Source organism: Paracoccus sediminis, from assembly GCF_900188295.1.
GTDB classification, from domain to species: Bacteria; Pseudomonadota; Alphaproteobacteria; order Rhodobacterales; family Rhodobacteraceae; genus Paracoccus; species Paracoccus sediminis.
The window spans coordinates 12087-30043 of record NZ_FZNM01000006.1; the positions used below are offsets into that span (position 1 = coordinate 12087).

The 17957-nt window shown below is 64.8% G+C and carries 22 protein-coding genes; 10 read left to right on the forward strand and 12 right to left on the reverse strand.

Going from position 1 to position 17957, the window contains the following annotated elements; genetic code table 11:
• The first annotated feature begins 16 nt into the window (after positions 1-16).
• Positions 17-925, forward strand: coding sequence for a 1-acyl-sn-glycerol-3-phosphate acyltransferase (locus CHB77_RS09960; protein ID WP_242626608.1), 909 nt, complete (start codon positions 17-19; stop codon positions 923-925).
• Here CHB77_RS09960 and CHB77_RS09965 read toward each other — a convergent pair.
• Positions 922-1782: a D-amino-acid transaminase gene (locus CHB77_RS09965; protein WP_089388228.1), complete on the reverse strand. Its 861-nt coding sequence runs from the start codon at positions 1780-1782 to the stop codon at positions 922-924. The two genes, CHB77_RS09960 and CHB77_RS09965, sit on opposite strands and share 4 nt — an antisense overlap.
• A 142-nt stretch (positions 1783-1924) precedes the next feature.
• On the opposite strand from CHB77_RS09965, the gene CHB77_RS09970 reads away from it, so the two are divergent.
• Positions 1925-2881: an L-malyl-CoA/beta-methylmalyl-CoA lyase gene (locus CHB77_RS09970; protein ID WP_089388068.1), complete on the forward strand. Its 957-nt coding sequence runs from the start codon at positions 1925-1927 to the stop codon at positions 2879-2881.
• Here the strand turns inward: CHB77_RS09970 and CHB77_RS09975 are convergent.
• Entirely contained in the window at positions 2878-3729 is an 852-nt protein-coding gene (locus tag CHB77_RS09975) for a TIGR02186 family protein (protein WP_242626609.1), read from the reverse strand. The genes CHB77_RS09970 and CHB77_RS09975 overlap by 4 nt on opposite strands.
• Positions 3729-4643 (reverse strand): sulfite exporter TauE/SafE family protein, encoded by a 915-nt coding sequence (locus CHB77_RS09980; RefSeq protein ID WP_089388069.1) that lies wholly within the window; start codon positions 4641-4643, stop codon positions 3729-3731. Before CHB77_RS09980 ends, CHB77_RS09975 begins: the two co-directional genes overlap by 1 nt.
• A gap of 163 nt (positions 4644-4806) precedes the next feature.
• On the opposite strand from CHB77_RS09980, the gene surE reads away from it, so the two are divergent.
• From surE to CHB77_RS10000, 4 genes are all read left to right on the forward strand, one after another.
• The gene (gene surE / locus CHB77_RS09985; RefSeq protein WP_089388230.1) at positions 4807-5625 is read left to right on the forward strand and encodes a 5'/3'-nucleotidase SurE; all 819 of its coding nucleotides are present in this window, start codon (positions 4807-4809) and stop codon (positions 5623-5625) included.
• Positions 5622-6281 carry a protein-L-isoaspartate(D-aspartate) O-methyltransferase gene (locus tag CHB77_RS09990; RefSeq protein WP_089388070.1) on the forward strand — a complete coding sequence of 220 codons (660 nt, stop codon included), beginning with the start codon at positions 5622-5624 and terminating at the stop codon, positions 6279-6281. The genes surE and CHB77_RS09990 overlap by 4 nt, the downstream gene beginning before the upstream one ends.
• 36 nt (positions 6282-6317) lie before the next feature.
• Positions 6318-7433 carry a LysM peptidoglycan-binding domain-containing protein gene (locus CHB77_RS09995; RefSeq protein ID WP_089388071.1) on the forward strand — a complete coding sequence of 372 codons (1116 nt, stop codon included), beginning with the start codon at positions 6318-6320 and terminating at the stop codon, positions 7431-7433.
• Positions 7434-7499: 66 nt separating this feature from the next.
• Positions 7500-7796 (forward strand): PRC-barrel domain-containing protein, encoded by a 297-nt coding sequence (locus CHB77_RS10000; RefSeq protein WP_089388231.1) that lies wholly within the window; start codon positions 7500-7502, stop codon positions 7794-7796.
• A 40-nt stretch (positions 7797-7836) separates the two neighbouring features.
• On the opposite strand, the gene CHB77_RS10005 is transcribed toward CHB77_RS10000, so the two are convergent.
• The 7 genes from CHB77_RS10005 to purC form a co-directional block, all read right to left on the reverse strand.
• On the reverse strand, positions 7837-9168 hold the full coding sequence (locus tag CHB77_RS10005; protein ID WP_089388072.1) for a glutamine synthetase family protein: 1332 nt from the start codon (positions 9166-9168) through the stop codon (positions 7837-7839).
• A gap of 4 nt (positions 9169-9172) precedes the next feature.
• Positions 9173-9997 (reverse strand): ABC transporter permease, encoded by an 825-nt coding sequence (locus CHB77_RS10010; protein WP_089388073.1) that lies wholly within the window; start codon positions 9995-9997, stop codon positions 9173-9175.
• Positions 9994-10875 carry an ABC transporter permease gene (locus tag CHB77_RS10015; RefSeq protein ID WP_089388074.1) on the reverse strand — a complete coding sequence of 294 codons (882 nt, stop codon included), beginning with the start codon at positions 10873-10875 and terminating at the stop codon, positions 9994-9996. The genes CHB77_RS10010 and CHB77_RS10015 overlap by 4 nt, the downstream gene beginning before the upstream one ends.
• 46 nt (positions 10876-10921) lie before the next feature.
• Positions 10922-11644 carry a transporter substrate-binding domain-containing protein gene (locus CHB77_RS10020; RefSeq protein WP_089388075.1) on the reverse strand — a complete coding sequence of 241 codons (723 nt, stop codon included), beginning with the start codon at positions 11642-11644 and terminating at the stop codon, positions 10922-10924.
• Between the two features lie 25 nt (positions 11645-11669).
• Positions 11670-12467, reverse strand: a complete 798-nt coding sequence (locus tag CHB77_RS10025) for an ABC transporter ATP-binding protein (RefSeq protein ID WP_423212891.1) — start codon at positions 12465-12467, stop codon at positions 11670-11672.
• An 80-nt stretch (positions 12468-12547) separates the two neighbouring features.
• A complete protein-coding gene (gene purS / locus CHB77_RS10030) occupies positions 12548-12787 on the reverse strand; it encodes a phosphoribosylformylglycinamidine synthase subunit PurS (protein WP_089388076.1) in 240 nt (79 codons plus the stop codon).
• Between the two features lie 13 nt (positions 12788-12800).
• Positions 12801-13562, reverse strand: a complete 762-nt coding sequence (gene purC, locus CHB77_RS10035) for a phosphoribosylaminoimidazolesuccinocarboxamide synthase (protein WP_089388077.1) — start codon at positions 13560-13562, stop codon at positions 12801-12803.
• Between the two features lie 129 nt (positions 13563-13691).
• Between purC and CHB77_RS10040 the strand changes: the two genes are divergently transcribed.
• Entirely contained in the window at positions 13692-14009 is a 318-nt protein-coding gene (locus CHB77_RS10040) for a DUF1476 domain-containing protein (RefSeq protein ID WP_089388078.1), read from the forward strand.
• A 32-nt stretch (positions 14010-14041) separates the two neighbouring features.
• Here the strand turns inward: CHB77_RS10040 and CHB77_RS10045 are convergent, their stop codons facing one another.
• Together CHB77_RS10045 and CHB77_RS10050 are read right to left on the reverse strand one after the other, a co-directional pair.
• Complete coding sequence (locus CHB77_RS10045) at positions 14042-14539, reverse strand: PaaI family thioesterase (RefSeq protein ID WP_089388079.1); 498 nt, start codon at positions 14537-14539, stop codon at positions 14042-14044.
• 5 nt (positions 14540-14544) lie between these two features.
• Positions 14545-14985 carry a PaaI family thioesterase gene (locus tag CHB77_RS10050; RefSeq protein ID WP_242626610.1) on the reverse strand — a complete coding sequence of 147 codons (441 nt, stop codon included), beginning with the start codon at positions 14983-14985 and terminating at the stop codon, positions 14545-14547.
• A 140-nt stretch (positions 14986-15125) separates the two neighbouring features.
• Between CHB77_RS10050 and CHB77_RS10055 the strand changes: the two genes are divergently transcribed.
• The 3 genes from CHB77_RS10055 to CHB77_RS10065 all read left to right on the forward strand — a co-directional run bounded on the left by CHB77_RS10055 (position 15126) and on the right by CHB77_RS10065 (position 17805).
• Positions 15126-15506 carry a MerR family transcriptional regulator gene (locus CHB77_RS10055; RefSeq protein ID WP_089388080.1) on the forward strand — a complete coding sequence of 127 codons (381 nt, stop codon included), beginning with the start codon at positions 15126-15128 and terminating at the stop codon, positions 15504-15506.
• A gap of 122 nt (positions 15507-15628) precedes the next feature.
• Positions 15629-16036 (forward strand): MerR family transcriptional regulator, encoded by a 408-nt coding sequence (locus CHB77_RS10060; RefSeq protein WP_089388081.1) that lies wholly within the window; start codon positions 15629-15631, stop codon positions 16034-16036.
• Positions 16033-17805 (forward strand): acyl-CoA dehydrogenase C-terminal domain-containing protein, encoded by a 1773-nt coding sequence (locus tag CHB77_RS10065; RefSeq protein WP_089388082.1) that lies wholly within the window; start codon positions 16033-16035, stop codon positions 17803-17805. The genes CHB77_RS10060 and CHB77_RS10065 overlap by 4 nt, the downstream gene beginning before the upstream one ends.
• Positions 17806-17957: the final 152 nt, after the last annotated feature.

Sequence of the window (17957 nt, forward strand, 5' to 3'; positions counted from 1 at the left end):
GGGCAGAAAGGCCGCGATGACTGACCGTTATGCCGACGCCAAGGCCGAAATGCAGGCCCGTCTGGACCCGCTGATTGCCGAGCGGGCGCCTTGGCTTTATTCCGGAAAGCGGCATCACCGGCTGGCAAAATGGGCGATGATGGGTCTGTTGCGCTATCCGACCACCATCCGGCTGGGCGCCGAATTCCGCGATATCCCCACGTCTGAAATCATGCGGCGGATGACTGACCTGATCGTCCGCGATGTCCGGGTCGAGGGGATGGAGCATATCCCGGCCACGGGTTCCGCGCTCATCGTGGCAAACCACCCGACCGGAATTGCGGACGGCATCGTCGTTCATGCGATGCTGTCGCACCTGCGCGACGATCTGTTCATCTATGCCAACCACGACATGATCCGCGTCCTGCCCCAGGTGGCGGATCTGATCGCGGGCGTCGAGTGGCGGGTGGAGAAACGCAGTCACGCCAAGACCAAGGCCACGATGGATTACACCCGCGAGGCGTTGGAGGCCGGGCGGATCGGTCTGATCTTTCCGTCGGGACGGCTGGCCAAGCGCCACGGGCTGGCGCTGCATGAACGTCCCTGGATGGCAAGCGCCGCGATGATCGCGCGCAAGTTCGGCGTGCCGATCATTCCCATGAACATTCGCGCCCGCAATTCGTCGCTGTTCTATCTGCTGGACGCCATCCACCCGACGCTGCGCGACGTGACCCTGTTCAACGAGGTTCTGAACAAGCGCCGGCAGCCCTATCGCATCAGGGTCGGGGCGCCCATCGACCCCGCCACCCTGCCCAGGGGAGAGGATGCGATCACGGTTCTGCGCGACACGGTTCTGGCATTGCCCGCCCCCGGCCCGGACGCCGCGCGCCTGATGCAGGATCGCGGCCGCGCGCGGCTGGTGCGGGGATCCGAAGGACTGGCCTAGACCGCCGCCTTGCGGCTTTCCTCCAGATAGATTTCGCGCAGGCGCGTCGCCACCGGACCCACCTGCCCCGTGCCGATGGCCGCGCCGTCGATTTCCACCACCGGCATCACGAAGGCCGATGCCGAGGTGATGAAGGCCTCGTCCGCAGCCTGCGCCTCGGCGATGGTGAAGCTGCGTTCCTCGACCTGCATCTGCGCCTCGGACGCAAAGCGCAGCACGGCGGCGCGGGTGATGCCGTGCAGGATGTCATTGGACAATGCGCGGGTGACGATGGCGCCGCCCTTGACGATATAGGCGTTGTTGCTGGTGCCCTCGGTCACGAAGCCATCCTCGACCATCCAAGCGTCATCGACGCCGCGCGCCTTTGCCTCCATCTTGGCCATCGACGGGAACAGCAGCTGCACGGTCTTGATGTCGCGGCGCGCCCACCGAAGATCGTCGATGCTGATGACCTTCCAGCCGGTTCTTGCGGCTGGCGCATCGGCCAGGCCGGGCTTGGACTGGGTGAACATCACGACCGTGAGGCGGGTGCCCGTTGGGGGATAGGCGAAATCCCGGTCGCCGGGATTGCCGCGCGTCACTTGCAGATAAACAAGCCCGTCGGTGATGGCGTTTCGTTCCACCAACTCGCGGAAGGCGGCCAGATAACCGTCATCGGACAAGGGATTGTCCATCGCCAACTCGCCCAGCGACCGTTTCAGCCGCACCAGATGGCCGTCGAAATCCAGCAGCTTGCCGTCCAGGACGCTGACGACCTCGTAAACGCCATCGGCCATCAGGAAACCCCGGTCAAAGACCGAGATCGTGGCCCGATCCTCGGGCAGGTAGTCGCCGTTGACATAAACCGTGCGCGTCATGAGATCCCCCTGGTTGTTGGCTGTGGTCCTGCCCCCAAAGCACGCCATCGTCAAGGCGCGGCCATGCTGCATTGCAGCCTTGATGGCGTGTCCGCGAAAGATTATTGCTGTCAGGAACACAAATCTTTTCGGAACGGATCCCATGAGCTTTCGAACCCAACCGCTGCCTCCTGCCCGTCTGAACCGTTGCCAGTTGTTCGGCCCCGGTTCGCGCGACAGCCTGTTCGGAAAGATGGCGACATCCGCTGCCGATGTCATCAATCTCGATCTGGAGGATTCGGTTGCCCCCGACGACAAGGATCGTGCTCGGGCGAACGTCATCCAGGCCATCGGCGACATCGACTGGGGCGACAAGACTCTGTCGGTGCGCATCAACGGCCTGGACACACCCTTCTGGTATCGCGACGTGGTGGACCTGCTGGAACAGGCGGGCGACCGGCTGGACCAGATCATGATCCCCAAGGCCGGGAACGCCGGCGACATCTATGCGGTGGATGCCCTGGTCACGGCCATCGAACGCGCCAAAGGCCGGACCAAACGCATCAATTTCGAGGTCATCATCGAAAGCGCGGCCGGCATCTGCCATGTCGAGGAGATCGCCGCATCGTCCCCCCGGATGCAGGCCATCAGCCTGGGGGCGGCGGATTTCGCGGCGTCCATGGGGATGGCGACCACGGGAATCGGCGGGACGCAGGAAAATTATTACATGATCCGCGAAGGGCAGAAATACTGGCCCGATCCCTGGCACTGGGCGCAGACCGCCATCGTCGCCGCCTGCCGCACTCACGGACTGCTGCCGGTCGATGGCCCCTTTGGCGATTTCAGCGACAGCGATGGCTTTGTCGCCCAGGCCCGCCGGTCGGCGACCTTGGGCATGGTCGGAAAATGGGCGATCCACCCCAAGCAGGTGGAACTGGCGAACGAGGTCTTTTCGCCCAGCGACGCCGCCGTATCCGAGGCGCGGGAAATCCTGGCCGCAATGGACAAGGCCAGGTCCGAAGGTGCGGGCGCCACGGTCTACAAGGGACGGCTGGTGGACATCGCCTCGATCAAGCAGGCCGAGGTGATCGTGCGGCAGGCGGAACTGATCGCGGGCTAGGGCCGACGCAGCTTTCGGAACGCCGCTGAGGCCCCCCATCCGGCAAAGACCGCGACGGCCAGCGACATCAGCCCGTACAAAAACGGCTGGTCAAAGGCCAACCGATACAGCCAGCGTTCCAATCCCACCTTGCGGACGTTGATGGGGGCCACGAAGACATCCATCACCTGCCCGTCCCGCAGCAGGAAGATGCGCGTCTTGTAGGCGCCTTCGACCAGATTGGCGGGCAGGCTGACATCGGCGCGGAACAGGGTCTGGTCGATCAGCGACACCGTGCCCTCGTCCAGGCGGTACAAGCCTTCGTCCTGGCGGATGCGGATCAGCGCCTCGGTAAAGGGAACGGCGCTGTCAACCGCGACCTGCCCGGCAAAGGCGCGCATCGCGTGGGACAGCGAGATCCGATAACGGCTGTCCCATTCCGGCAGCAGGATGTCGTCCAGCGGGGCCGAGGTGGCGACGGCATAAAACCCCGGCGCGGCGCCGATCCTGACCGCCTGGGAATTGACCCAGATCCCGGCCCTGCGTTCCTTGCGCCACACCGTGACGCCGCCGGACGGCGCCTCGACCGTTACGATCACCTGCAATGGCGGGCCGGGCGGGATCGGAGTTTCGCGCTTGATCGCGCCATAGATGAGGATCTCGGATCCGTCGAAGCTGGCGGTGATGGCCACGGAATCGCTGGACAGGCCCGCAACCACCGTTTCCGCGGGCTGCACGTCGGAGGGAGGATTGGCGGCCGGCGTGGCAGGTATGGGAAAGGCGTCCGCATCGGTCTGCGGCACGGTGGACTGCCCATGGGCCGTGCCGGTCATCGCCAGCAGCACCAGCCCCGCAAGCCACCCCCGCATCAGCGGATTCCCGGCTGGATGGCGTACAGGTCGTCGGGCGTCAGGAACAGATCCAGCGCCAGCTTGCCGCAAACCACCAGCACCAGCAGGGCCAGTAGGATCCGCAACTGTTCGGCCCGCAGCTTGGCGCCCAGTGTCGTCCCGATCTGCGCGCCGACCACACCGCCCACGATCAGCAGCAGCGCCAGCATCATGTCCACGGTGTTATAGCTGACCGCGTGCATCACGGTCGTGAAGGCGGTGACGAAGGTGATCTGGAACAGCGACGTGCCCACCACGACCTTGGTGGGCATCCCCAGCAGATAGATCATCGCGGGCACCATGATGAAGCCGCCGCCGACACCCATGATCGCGGCCAGAACGCCCACGGCGACACCGACCAGAAGCGGCGGAAAGGTGCTGATATACAACCCGGATGCCCGGAACTTTACCTTCAGCGGCCAGCGATGGACCCAGTTGTGCTGGTGCAGCCGCTTGCGATAGCCGGGCTTGCTGGACCGGTGCAGCGCCCGGACGCTTTCCTGCAACATCATCATGCCGATCAGGCCCAGAAAGACGACATAACACAGTTGCACGACCAGATCGACCTGACCGACGCGTTGCAGCAGGGTAAAGACCCACACCCCCAGCCAGGATCCGACAAGACCCCCGGCCAGAAGGACGCCCCCCATCCTGAAATCGACGCTCTTGCGTTTGACATGGGCCAGCACGCCCGACACCGACGACGCGACGACCTGGTTCGCCCCGGTCGCCACGGCGATGGCGGGCGGAATGCCGATGAAGAACAGCAGCGGCGTGATAAGGAACCCGCCGCCCACACCGAACAGCCCGCTCATGACGCCGACCAGGCCGCCCAGGCCGATCAGCGTGAAGGCGTTGACCGATACCTCGGCAATGGGAAGATAAATCTGCATGGTTCGCGCGGCGGCTGCGTCAGAGGCAAGGATGCAACGCCAAGGCACCCAGGTCAAACCGCTTTCGGGCCGCGGGCGCTTGAAGCAGGTCGGTGGCCCGGTTAATCAGGAACGAAGACGTGAACGGGCGCTGACCTTGGCGCGGAACCATTCGGGCGGGACAATGCGCATCCTGATTACCAACGACGACGGCATCAACGCCCCCGGCCTGCATGTGCTGGAGGAGATCGCGGCCGATCTGGCAGGCCCTGGCGGGCAGGTCTGGGTCGTGGCTCCTGCCTTTGAACAGTCGGGCGTCGCCCATTGCATCAGCTATGCCCATCCGACAATGGTTGCGCGTCTCGACGAACGCCGCTATGCGACCGAAGGCAGCCCTGCCGATTGCGTGCTGGCCGCGATCTGCGACATCATGGCGGATGGCCTGCCCGATCTGGTCCTGTCCGGCGTGAACCGAGGCAACAATTCCGGCGAGAACGCGATGTATTCCGGCACGATCGGCGGCGCGATGGAAGCCGCGTTGCAGGGACTGCCCGCCATCGCTCTGTCACAATATCTGGGGCCGCTCACCGGGGGCCTCGACGATCCCTTCGAAGGCGCGCGCCGTCATGGCGCCGCCGTGATCCGCAGGCTTCTGGATCACGGCGACTGGACCTCGGACGCGGATTTCCGGCTGTTCTACAACATCAACTTTCCTCCGGTTCCGGCGGCCTCGGTCCGGGGCGTTCGCGTGGCGCCCCAGGGACGGCGGCAGGGCACGAATTTCAGCGTCGTGCCCTATACCGCGCCCAATGGCCGCCGCTTCATGTGGGCGGCGGGGGGCGCGCAGAATGCCCCGGCCCGCCCCGGCACCGATGTCGCGGTCAACATGGAGGGGTTCGTTTCGGTCACGCCGATGCGGGCCGACCTGACCTGCCATGTTTCGCTGCATGACATGGCGGGCCTGTTCGAACAGGACATCCCCCGAGAGACGGAGACCTCATGACCGTCGATCACGGCGATGACGACCCGGCCGAGCGCACCATGCGCTTTCTGTTCCAGTTGCGCTCGCGCGGCGTGACCGATCCTCGCGTGCTGGCGGCAATGGAAAAGATCGACCGGGGCCTGTTCGTGCGCGGCCAGTTCGCCGACCGCGCCTACGAAGATACGCCGCTGCCGATCCCCTGCGGCCAGACGATCAGCCAGCCTTCGGTCGTGGGCCTGATGACCCAATCGCTGAATCCCGGCCCCCGCGATACCGTGCTGGAAATCGGGACCGGATCGGGCTATCAGGCGGCGGTCCTGTCGGGCCTGTGCCGCCGCGTCTATACCGTCGATCGCCACAAGCGGCTGGTCCACGAGGCCGAGGCGATCTTTCGCCATCTGGGCCTGCACAATATCATCGCACAGGTCGCCGACGGTTCGCGCGGCCTGCCCGACCAGGCGCCCTTTGATCGCATCCTTGTCACCGCCGCGGCCGAGGATCCGCCCGGCCCCTTGTTGGCACAGCTGAAGATCGGCGGTATCATGGTGGTGCCGGTGGGACAGTCCGACGCGGTCCAGACCTTGATCCGCGTCACGCGGTCCGACACCGGCTTCGACTATGACGAATTGCGACAGGTGCGGTTCGTGCCGCTGGTCGAAGGGTTGGGACAGACATAGCCCCGATCTGCGGCGTGGCAGGTAAGGACGACGGGAATGAGCAGGACTTTCAAGCTGGCCGCCAAGGCCGGCGCAGTGGTGTTTCTTCTGGCTTCGTGCGCGGCGACGGGCTTTGACCCCGATCTGCGCGCCTGGATGCCGGGCGCGCTGAACACGGCCGATGCCGCTGCCCGCGCAGCTCCGCGTCCGCAGCCTGACGATCGCGGCATCATCCGTTTTTCCGATTATGAGGTCGTCGTGGCCCGCAGCGGCGACACGCCCGCCATTGTCGCCCGCAGACTGGGGATCGATCCGGCACGGCTGGCACAGCACAATGCCCTGCCGGTCGATGCGCCTCTGGCCGCAGGGCAGACGCTTGTGCTGTCGCAACAGGTCGCGGCGGGGGGCGCGGCAGGCGCGGTCCGCGACCCCTTTGCAGGGCAGACCGCACCGGCTCGCGCCGCAGCGCCCGCCGCGCCGCCCGCCGCGACTGCGACCGCCAGTCCCGCACAGCACACCGTTGCGGCCGGAGAGACGGCATGGTCCATCGCCCGAAAATACAGCGTCGATGTCAAGGATCTGGCGTCCTGGAACGGCCTGCCGGTCAGCATGACCCTGCGCGTCGGGCAGCGGTTGGTGATCCCCGTTGCCGGGCGAAAGGCGCCCGATGCAGCCGCCGTCACCACCATGCCCGGCAGCGGCAGCCCGACCCCGCGCCCGCCCTCGGCGGCCCAGCCCCTGCCCACCGAAACCACCACCCCCACCGCGGAACCCGGACCGGCGGCGCCCGCGACCGATCTGGGCGCGACGCGGACCGCGGCCTCGGCCAGCGGTCGGTTCCAGATGCCGGTGTCGGGATCGATCATCCGCGTCTATGAAAAGGGCCGGAACGACGGCATAGACATCTCGGCCACCGCAGGGACGGCCGTGAAGGCGGCGGGGGGCGGCACGGTTGCTGCGATCACCGAGGATGCCACGGGTGCGCCCATCGTCGTCCTGCGCCACGACGGCAACCTGATGACCGTCTATACCGGACTGGATGGCCTGGATGTCGCCAAGGGCGACCGCCTTTCCGCCGGCCAGGCCATCGGCAGGGCCGGAAAAGGCGGCTTTGTGCATTTCCAGGTGCGCCAAGGCTTCGAGAGCGTGGATCCCGAAGAATATCTCAACTGAATTAGCGGAACGTCATCCTTTGCCGGACGTTGCCCTGCCATCAGCAATGCAAACAAGGGGATGACCATGGACCATTCTGAGCACCCGCGGCTTTTGCCCGACGAACTGACGGACGCGGTTTTGACCGGCGCCACCATCTATGGTCCGGGCGACGAAACCGTCGGCACGATATCCCATGTCCACGGCTCGGGCGGGTCCGCGCAGGTCGTCATCGACGTGGGCGGCTTTTTGGGAATCGGATCGAAGCCCGTTCTGGTATCCGCGTCCGACATCGACCTGATGCGCGACGGGGACGGGGTGGTGCACGGCGTGTGCCGCTGGACCAAGGAAGACCTGAAGGCCCTGCCCGAACATACCGACTGACGTTCGACAGCCGGGCGGCGGATCGTCCGCCGCCCCTCTTTCAGACGGTATCGAGATACAGTTCAACCGTTTCCTCGTCCGACAATTCGGCCATGTAATGCAGTTCCTGCCGCTTGGTCATCACGAAATTGTCGATCAGGTGGCCGGGGAAAATCCGCCGCATTTCGGCACATTCGTGAAAAGCATCGATGGCCGCGCCCCATGTGCCGGGAAGCTGGTCAAGATGCTGGTCATAGGCGTTGCCCTTGAAGGGTTCCGGCGCCTCCATCTTGTCCAGCAGGCCGTTCAGCGCGGCCCCCAGGATCGCCGCGACCGTCAGATAGGGGTTGACGTCGCCCCCCGCCACCCGGTGTTCGATCCGCCGCGCCTTTGGACCCGATGACGGAATGCGGATCGCCGCCGTCCGGTTTTCATAGGCCCAGCCGATTCCGGTCGGCGCATGGGCATTCGGCACAAGCCGGTCATAGCTGTTTTCATGCGGCGCAAACAGCAGCATCGATCCTGGCATGGCGCGCAGGCAGCCCGCGACGGCATGGCGCAGTTCAGCAGTCCCTTCTTCGCCCCCGTTGTCAAAGATGTTGCGCCCGGCCCGATCCAGGATCGAAAAGTGCATGTGCATTCCGTTTCCCGAAAACGTCTCATAGGGCTTGGCCATGAAGCTGCCGGCAAAGCCGTATTGCCGGGCGATCCCCTTGACCAGCATCTTGAAGAACCAGGTATCGTCGGCGGCCTTCAGCGGATCGGCCTGGTGCATCAGGTTGATTTCGAACTGGCCTGGCCCGGCTTCGGAAATGGCCGTGTCTGCCGGAATGTCCATCGCCTCGCAGGCGTCGTAAAGCGCGGTGAAGAACTGGTCGAAGGCATCAAGCGCCCGCAGGCTCAGCACCTCGCCCCCCGTCCGGCGCTTGCCGGATCGGGGGCTGGGTGGCACGCGCAACTGTCGCCCGGAATCGTCGATCAGGAAGAATTCCAGTTCGGTCGCGACCACCGGGGTCAACCCCGCCTGCCGATAGCCATCCACGACGCGCGCCAGGGCCTGACGCGGATCGCCTTCGTATGGCCGTCCGTCCGGATGGAACATCCACAAGGGCAGCAGGGCGGTGGGTGCATCCAGCCAGGGCATCGGCAGAAAACCCCGTTCGGTCGGCAGCAGCAGCCCGTCCGGGTCGCCAATTTCGAACACAAGGGGGCTGTCCTCGACATCTTCGCCCCAGATGTCCAGGTTCAGGACGGAATAGGGAAACTTGGTCCCTTCCTCGCTGACCTTGTGCGCATAGCGGGCCGGGATCCGCTTGCCGCGCGCGACGCCGTTCAGGTCGGCGGCGGCGACGCGGATCGTCTTGACCTCGGGGTGTTCTTTCAGCCAGTCCATGAATTCACCGGATCATTTGCGGGCGGTATCGAATGCGCTGCACGGCGCCGGGCAGATGGCGGTTCAACCGCCGGTTCACGACGCCGAACAAGCCGATCAGCGCCAGCGTGCAGAGGATAAAGTATCCGGCCACGATCGGATAGGCGACAAAGGGATTGAAAGTCTGGCCCGCGAAATAGCTGGCGTAGTACAGGCTGTCGCCGCGCTGCTGGAACGCGGGGAAACCGGAAAAGAACACTAGCGTCGTGGCGTGGAACAGAAAGATTGCCTCGTTGGTATAGGACGGCCAGGCCAGCCGCAGCATGGTGGGCCACAGGATCCGGCGAAATTTTGTCCAGCCGGTCATGCCATAGGCTTCGGCGGCCTCGATGTCGCCCTTGGGCACCGCCATTAGCGCGCCGTGAAAGATTTGCGCGGAATAGGCGGCGGTGTTCAGCGTCAACACGATCAGCGCCCCGGCCCAGGCCTTGGTCAGCCAGCCTGTTCCCAAGGTCATGCCAAAGATCTCGATCCCGGCGCGGGGCAGTAGCACCAGGGCCTCGTAGGCCAGGAAAAACTGGATGAACAACGGACTGCCGCGGAACAGGAAGATGAAGCCGTTCGCGGATTTGCGCAGCCAAGGGTTCAGGCTGGTCTTGGCCAAGGCCAGCCCCGTGGCCAGAAAGAACCCGAACAGCAAGGCGAAAAACGCGAAATACAGATTCCAGATCAGACCCGAACCGATCAGCGTGACCTGCTGGCACAGGGTAAAGTCCGAACGCGGCAACAGCCGTTCGCCCAAGCCCAGGGACCGCAGGCCATAGTCGACAACGGTTTGCGCGCAGCTCACAAGGCACCTGCCTTGCGCTGCGCCTCACCCGCCAGGGTGGCCTGCCCGGACGACAGGCGGGCGACCAGCCGATCCAGAACCCTTTCGGAAATCCAGGTCATCAGCAGATAGAACGCCAGCACCGCCAGGAAATAATACAACCGCCAGTCGGGATGCGGATAGGCAAAGGATGACGTCTTGGCCCCGCCCAGTTCGCGCGCCCAATACACGATGTCCTCGATCCCCAGCAGGAACAGCAAGGGCGTGGCCTTTATCAGGATCATCCACAGATTCGACAGGCCGGGCAGCGCATAGGTCCACATCTGCGGCACCAGGATGCGGCGCGTCACCTGCCGGGGGGTCATCCCATAGGCCTCGGCCGTTTCCAGTTGGGCGCGGGGCACGGCCTGCATGGCGCCGTACAGGACATTGGCGGCAAAGGCCCCGAACACGACAGAAAAGGCGATGACCGCCAGCGTCATGGCATAAACGTCATGGACCCATTCCGGGCTGGTGGACAGGGGCAGCTTGGCCGCCGCGCAGACCACGAAATCGTTGCCTTGCCGCACCGGCGCGTCGCCGTCGCACAGCGCCTGGTGGCGCAGCCATTCCAGCCCCTGATCCAGGGCGATCGGCACGAACAGGAAGAACACGATGTCGGGCACGCCGCGGACCATCGAGGTATAGATCCGCCCCAGCCACCGCAGCGGCGCGACCCGCGACCGCGAGGCCATGGCACCGCCATAGCCGAACAGCAGGGCAATCGGGGCGGTGATCGCCAGCAGCAGCAGAACGATCCCGAAACTGGCATAGAACAGCAGGTGCGTGCCGGTCGTCAGATAGCACGACAACCAGGCAAGCCCCTCCAGCACCGATGGGTCGCTGCAATAGGTAAACATTCACCAGCCCCAATGAACGCCGCGGAACGACCCGCGGCGCATCGCATCATTCGTATGTCTGCGCGTCGTCGCCGAAATGCTTCCTAATCAGGTCATTCAGGCTGCCGTCCTCCTTCATCGCGGTGATGGCGGCGTCGAATTTCCCGCGCAGTTCAGTGTCGGACTGGCGCAGGCCCACGCCGATGCCTTCGTCCAAGCTCACCTGTTCGCCGGTGAAGACAAGATCGTTGCTGTCCTCGACAAAGGGGCGCAGCACCTCGTGATCGCCAAAGCCCGCGTCAGCCTCTCCGTTGCGGACGGCGGCCAGCACCTGGTCGATGTTGGGAAATTCCAGCAGCGTCGCGCCGGTTTCGGCGATGTGGGACGCCTGCACGGTGCCCGTCTGGACTGCCACCACGCCGCCTTCCAGATCCACGCCATCCTGCAACGCGACATAGGACGACGGCGCGGGCGGCAGGTAATCCTGTGTGAATGCAATGACGGCCTTGCGTTCGTCGTTGATGCTCATGGCGGCCATGATGGTGTCATAATTCGACGACACCAGGTTGGGGATGATCGAATCCCAGTCGTTCTTGACCCAGGCGCATTCCAGCTGGGCGCGCTTGCACAATTCGTCCCCCAGTTCGCGTTCGAACCCCGCCACTTCGCCGGCCTCGTTGATGAAGTTGTACGGAGGATAGGCGCCCTCGGTTCCCATGCGCACGGTCTGGCCGAATCCCGCACCCGTGGTCAGGGCAAGGGCCGTCGCGGCGATAAGCAGTCTTTTCATTCATCGTCTCCTGTTGGTTCGGTGTTCAGTGCGCAGCCGAGGCACTGAGAAACTGGCGCAGCCGATCCGTTTGCGGCGCGCCGAAAAGCCGGTCGGGGGGGCCTTCCTCGGCGATCAGGCCCTGATGCAGGAACACCACATGATCGCTGACGTCGGCGGCCAGCCGCATGTCGTGGGTCACGATAATCATGGTGCGGTGTTCCGCCGCCAGATCCTTTATGACGCGGACGACCTCTTGCTGCAATTCGGGATCGAGCGCGCTGGTCGGTTCATCGAACAGCAGCGCCTTGGGCTGCATGCACAGGGCACGGGCGATGGCCGCACGCTGCTGCTGGCCGCCGGACAGCTGCGCGGGCCAGGCGTCGCATTTGTCGGCGATGCCCACCTTGTCCAGCAGGGCGCGGGCGCGGGATTCAACCGCCGCCCGGTCCTCGCGCAGGACCGTCAGGGGGGCCTCCATGACGTTTTGCAGGATGGTCATGTGGGACCACAGGTTGAACTGCTGGAACACCATCGACAGGTTGGTGCGGAACCGCATCATCTGCGCGCGGTCGGCCGGGACGCGGGCCGCGCCCTGCCCTTTCCATCGCACGGGTTCGCCGTCAAAGGCGATGTCCCCCGCCTGGCTGTTTTCCAGCAGGTTGCAGCAGCGCAGCAGGGTGGATTTGCCCGATCCGGACGATCCGATCAGGCTGACCACATGGCCGCGCGGCGCGGTCAGCGACACGCCCTTCAGCACCTCGACCGACCCATAGGCCTTGAGCAGTCCCTGGATCTGGATCACGGGCGCGGCGTCAAACGGTGCGGCTTTGTCGTTCATCATCGGCACATTGGGCGACAATCCCGGCGCATTTGCAACGGGGTCTGATGGCCAGCCCGCCAAAAGCGCGGGCTGCCGCTGCGTCAGGCGATCTCGACCGCGTATTTCTCGATCACGGTGTTGGCCAGAAGGGCTTGGCACATCCTCTCGACCTCGGCCCTGGCCGTCTCGGGATCGGTCGCCTCAAGATCCAGTTCGATCAGCTTGCCCTGCCGGACGCCGGACACGCCCCGATGGCCCAGGCCGCCAAGCGCGTGGCGGATCGCCTCGCCCTGCGGATCCAGGACGCCATCCTTCAGCATGATCGTGACACGGGCTTTCATCGGGCGGTCCTTTTCAGTTTATCGCGGTCGGTTTCAGGCTGGTGGTGTTGGCGGGCATCAGGCCCAGGCGGCGCGCGACCTCGGTATAGGCGTCGGTCAGGTTGCCAAGGTCGCGGCGGAACACGTCCTTGTCCAGCTTCTGGCCGGTCTTCATGTCCCAAAGGCGGCAACTGTCGGGGCTGATCTCGTCGGCGACGATCAGGCGCATGAAGTCATTGTCCCAGACGCGTCCGATCTCGATCTTGAAGTCGATCAGCTTGATGCCGACGCCATAGAAGACGCCCGACAGGAAATCGTTGACGCGCAGGGCCAGCGATACGATGTCGTCCAGATCCTGCTGGGTCGCCCAGCCGAAGGCGATGATGTATTCCTCGGACACCATCGGATCGCCCAGCTCGTCGTTCTTGAAGCTGTATTCGACGATCGGGCGCGGCAGCAGCGTGCCTTCCTCCAGCCCCAGCCGCTTGGAGATGGAACCGGCGGCGAAATTGCGCACGATCACTTCCAGCGGCACGATCTCGACCTGGCGGATCAGTTGCTCGCGCATGTTGATGCGGCGGATGAAATGGTTGGGGACGCCGATGTTGGTCAGGCCGTTCATGAAGAATTCGGACAGCCGGTTGTTCAGCACGCCCTTGCCTTCGATGGTCGCACGTTTCTGCGCGTTGAAGGCGGTGGCGTCGTCCTTGAAGTACTGGACCAGGGTGCCCGGCTCGGTGCCTTCGTACAGGATCTTCGCCTTGCCTTCATAGACCTTCTTCCGGCGCGGTGCCATGGCGGCGTCCTTTCGCATGTCCCTTATCCCATGGGCCTTACCCCACAAGGCCCACCGGGGGCAATACGAGAGGCTTGCAAGCGCCTGCGGGCGGGCTAAGATCTGCGTCAAGCCAACACGGAGGCCCCGATGACCACCTTCGACGACCGCGAACGCGCCTATGAGACCAAGTTCGCCCATGACGCCAACCTTCGCTTCAAGGCCGAAGCGCGGCGCAACCGCCTGCTGGGCGAATGGGCTGCGGGTATTCTGGGCAAGGATGGCGACGACGCGCGGGCCTATGCCATGAGCGTGGTGACATCCGATTTCGCCGAACCGGGCGATCACGACGTTTACCGCAAGATCGCGGCCGACCTGGACGGCAAGGCGGGCGAGTCCGAAATCCGCACCAAGATGGCCGAGTTCACCGACATCGCGCGCCGTCAGATCGTGGACGAGGCCGAATAGGAGGCTGGCGGATCGGACGCTCCGCCAGCCTCCTATCCCTGCGGCATCAGGAAATGCCCTGTCGCCTGGGCCAGCAGCCGCGATCGGTTATCCTGCCATGCCTCGACCTGGACACTGGCGTAACGCCGTCCCGACCGGACCACCCGCGCGCGGGCATAGGCGTCGCGCGGCAGTCCGCTGCGCAGATAGTCGACGGTAAAGTCGATGGTCTTGGGCAGGCGCGGGGGATGGATCGCAACCGCCGCGTCCGGGACCGCTCGGCCGGACTCCATGTCCTCCCACATCGCGGCCCAGGCCAGCTCGATGATGGCCGTCGTTTCCAGAAACGCCGCCGTGACCCCGCCATGCAGCGCGGGCAGCAGGGGATTGCCGATCAGCTTTTCATCATAGGGCAGGATCGCGGTCAGTTCGTCGCCCCTGCGGTCGAACCGGATGCCCAGCCAGGTCAAGTAAGGGACACCGGACACAAGGGCCGACAGCGCCGAATCGCGGCGCGACTTGATCCGGTCCAGAGGTTCGCGCCGGTCCATCGCCCTCACCGTTCCACCGTGAAGGCGCCCGTCGCGGCGGCGACCGGGTTGCCCTCGTCCTCGTCCAGGGCCACGGCACGGACAAAGGCCACCGTCCGCGTCAGGTGATAGCATTCGGCCCGCGCGGTGATCCGCTGCCCCCTGGTCGCCGACCGCATGTAATCGATGCGCAGGTCGATGGTCGCCGTCGATCCCGGCCCGGACGGATGCGACATCACGGCGGCGCCGCAGCATGTGTCCATCAGCGCCGACACCACACCGCCATGCACAACGCCGCTGCGCGGATCACCCACCAGATGTTCGGCCCACGGCATGCTGATCGTGGCGGCGCCCGCGCCAAGCGCATCGACCCGCATTCCCAAGGCGCGGGCATGGGGGATCGCCTCGATGAACTGCTGTGCGATTCGGGTCTGGTCGCTGTCCGCCATGCCTGTGTCTTCGGCCATCGCTGATTTCCTTTCGTGTCCGCGCCACGCTAGCCGCGCCGGGCGCATCGGCTCAAGCCCTGTCCGGCACCGTCGTTGCGCCGGTTGAGATGCGAGGGGCGAACGGCTAGCCTTTGACACGTCACGAACAGGAGGGGCAAATGCCGGGCGAACAGATGGTCAGCTTCAAGGACATGTGCGCGCGCTTCGACGTCACGCCCCGGACGTTGCGCTATTACGAATATATCGAACTTCTGAACCCCCGCAAGGAAGGCCGCTCACGCTTTTACGGCCCGCGGGAAATCGCCCGCATGACGCTGATCCTGCGCGGCCGCCGCTTCGGCTTCTCGCTGGAAGACATCCGGCAATGGCTTTTGATCTATGAACAGAAGGGGTCGCGCGAGCAGTATCAGGTCTGGCTGGATCTGGCGGACCGGCAGCTGTCGGTTCTGGACACCCAGATCGCCGATCTGCGCGCCGCGCGCGCCGATCTGGAGGCCCTGCGCGCCACGGCTGCCCGCGAATTGAGCGAGATGGGTTGACCAAGCGTCACGCCTGTCCTTCACTCCGCCTGTGACGTGGCGTCCCGCTTACGTTCACGTCAACTTGCCGCTATATCCGTGGGCAAGGACGGCAGCCGGTGAATGAGGAGGAACCGCGATCCATGTCCGACGAGCTGATGACGATTCGCCACATGTGCGATGCTTTCGGCGTAACCCCTCGCACGTTGCGTTTCTACGAGGCCCGCGAACTGATTTTTCCCGAACGCCGGGGGCAGCACCGCCTGTACGATCGCCGCGACAGGGCGCGCCTGACGCTGATCCTGCGCGGCAAGCGGTTCGGCTTCAGCCTCGAGGAAATCCGCCAGCTTCTCGAACTTTACGAGCCGGGCGGCACCAACAGCGCGCAGATCGCCGCGACCATCGGGGTCGGGCGTCAGCGCCTTGCGGACATGGAACGCCAGTATGCTGAACTGAGCGAGGCGATCGTCGAACTCAAGTCCCAGCTTTCCGATGCAGAATCCCGGCTTGCCGCCGCGTCCCGAAACACGTCCACAGGATTCACGCCATGACGATCTACAATCCGCCTGTCCGCGACATGCAGTTTGCCTTGCATGACGTGCTGAAACTGTCCCGGTCCGGGCTGCCCGGCCATGAAGACCTGGATCCCGATTTCACCGAGGCGATCCTGGACGCCGCGGGCAAGCTGGCGGTCGAGGTTCTGGCGCCGCTGAACGCCGTAGGCGACCGGCAGGGCTGCCGTCTGGAAAACGGCGTGGTCCGCACGCCGGACGGTTTCGACAAGGCCTTCCGGGCCATGAAGGACGGCGGCTGGACGGCGCTGGATTGCGACCCGGAATACGGCGGCCAGGGGATGCCCTATGTGATGGGTGTCGCCACGGGCGAGATCTTCGTCAGCGCGAACATGGCCTTCAACATGTATCAGGGCCTGACCCACGGCGCCTATTCGGCGATCCACGCCCACGGGACGGACGCCCAGAAGCAGACCTATCTGCCGAAAATGGTCAGTTGCGATTGGACTGGCACAATGAACCTGACCGAACCGCATTGCGGCACCGATCTGGGTCTGCTGCGCACCAAGGCCGAACCCCAGGACGACGGCAGCTACCGGATCACGGGCCAGAAGATCTTCATTTCCGCCGGGGATCACGATCTGGCGGAAAACGTCATCCACCTGGTGCTGGCCAAGGCGCCCGGCGGGGGCGAGGGAACCAAGGGCATCAGCCTGTTCATCGTGCCGAAATTCCTGGTCAACGCGGATGGATCCCTGGGCGAACGCAACGGCGTGTCGGTCGGCGCGTTGGAACACAAGATGGGCATCCACGGCAATTCCACCTGCGTCATGAACTATGACGGCGCGCGGGGCTGGCTGCTGGGCGACCTGCACAAGGGCATGCGGGCCATGTTCACGATGATGAACGAGGCGCGTTTGGGCGTGGGCCTGCAAGGCTATGCCTGCGCGGTTCCGGCCTATCAGAACGCCGTCGCCTATGCCAAGGATCGTGTGCAGGGCCGCGCAGTGACGGGTGCCGCGAATCCCCAAGGGGCGGCCGACCCGCTGATCGTGCATCCCGACATCCGCCGCAGCCTGATGGACCAGAAGTCCTTTCTGGAAGGCGCCCGGATGCTGACCCTGTGGGGCGCGCACATGATCGACAAGGGCCACAACGGCGACGCCGATGCCGAGGGCCTCGTGTCGCTGCTGACGCCCGTCATCAAGGGCTTTCTGACCGACAAGGGGTTCGAAACGACGGTGCTGGCCCAGCAGGTCTTCGGCGGCCACGGCTATATCGAGGAATGGGGCATGTCGCAGTTCGTCCGCGATGCCCGCATCACCATGATCTATGAAGGCGCCAACGGGGTGCAGGCCCTGGATCTGGTCGGCCGCAAGCTGGCCCAGGACGGCGGCAGGCATGTCGTGGCCTTCTTCGATATGGTGAAATCCTTCTGCAAGGAACACGGAGATAGCGCGATCACCGACGATTTCATCTCGCCCTTGAAAGCCGCGTCGAAGGATCTGCAGACCGCTGCCATGTTCTTCATGGAACGGGGCATGAAGAATCCCGACGACGCGCTCTCGGGCAGCTATGATTTCATGCATCTGTTCGGTCATGTCGCGCTGGGCTTCATGTGGGCGCAGATGGCGGTGGCGGCACGGACGGCCCTGGACGCCGGCACGGGCGACGCCGCGTTCCTGAAAACCAAGCTGGCGACCGGACGCTATTACATGAAGCGGCAGCTGCCGATGACGGGGACGCATCTGGCGCGCATCCAGTCGGGCGCCGCGCCGGTCATGGAGCTGGAGGCGGAGGCGTTCTGAACAGGCCATGGCGCCTGCGTCACGGGCAAAAGCCTCCGGCGGGGATATTTGAGTGAAGAAGACGCGGCATTTCCGACCTGCACACGGCCATCGGCATCAAACTCGCAGGCCGGAAACGTCTCCTTCAGCGGTCATCGGCTTCCCAGCCTGTA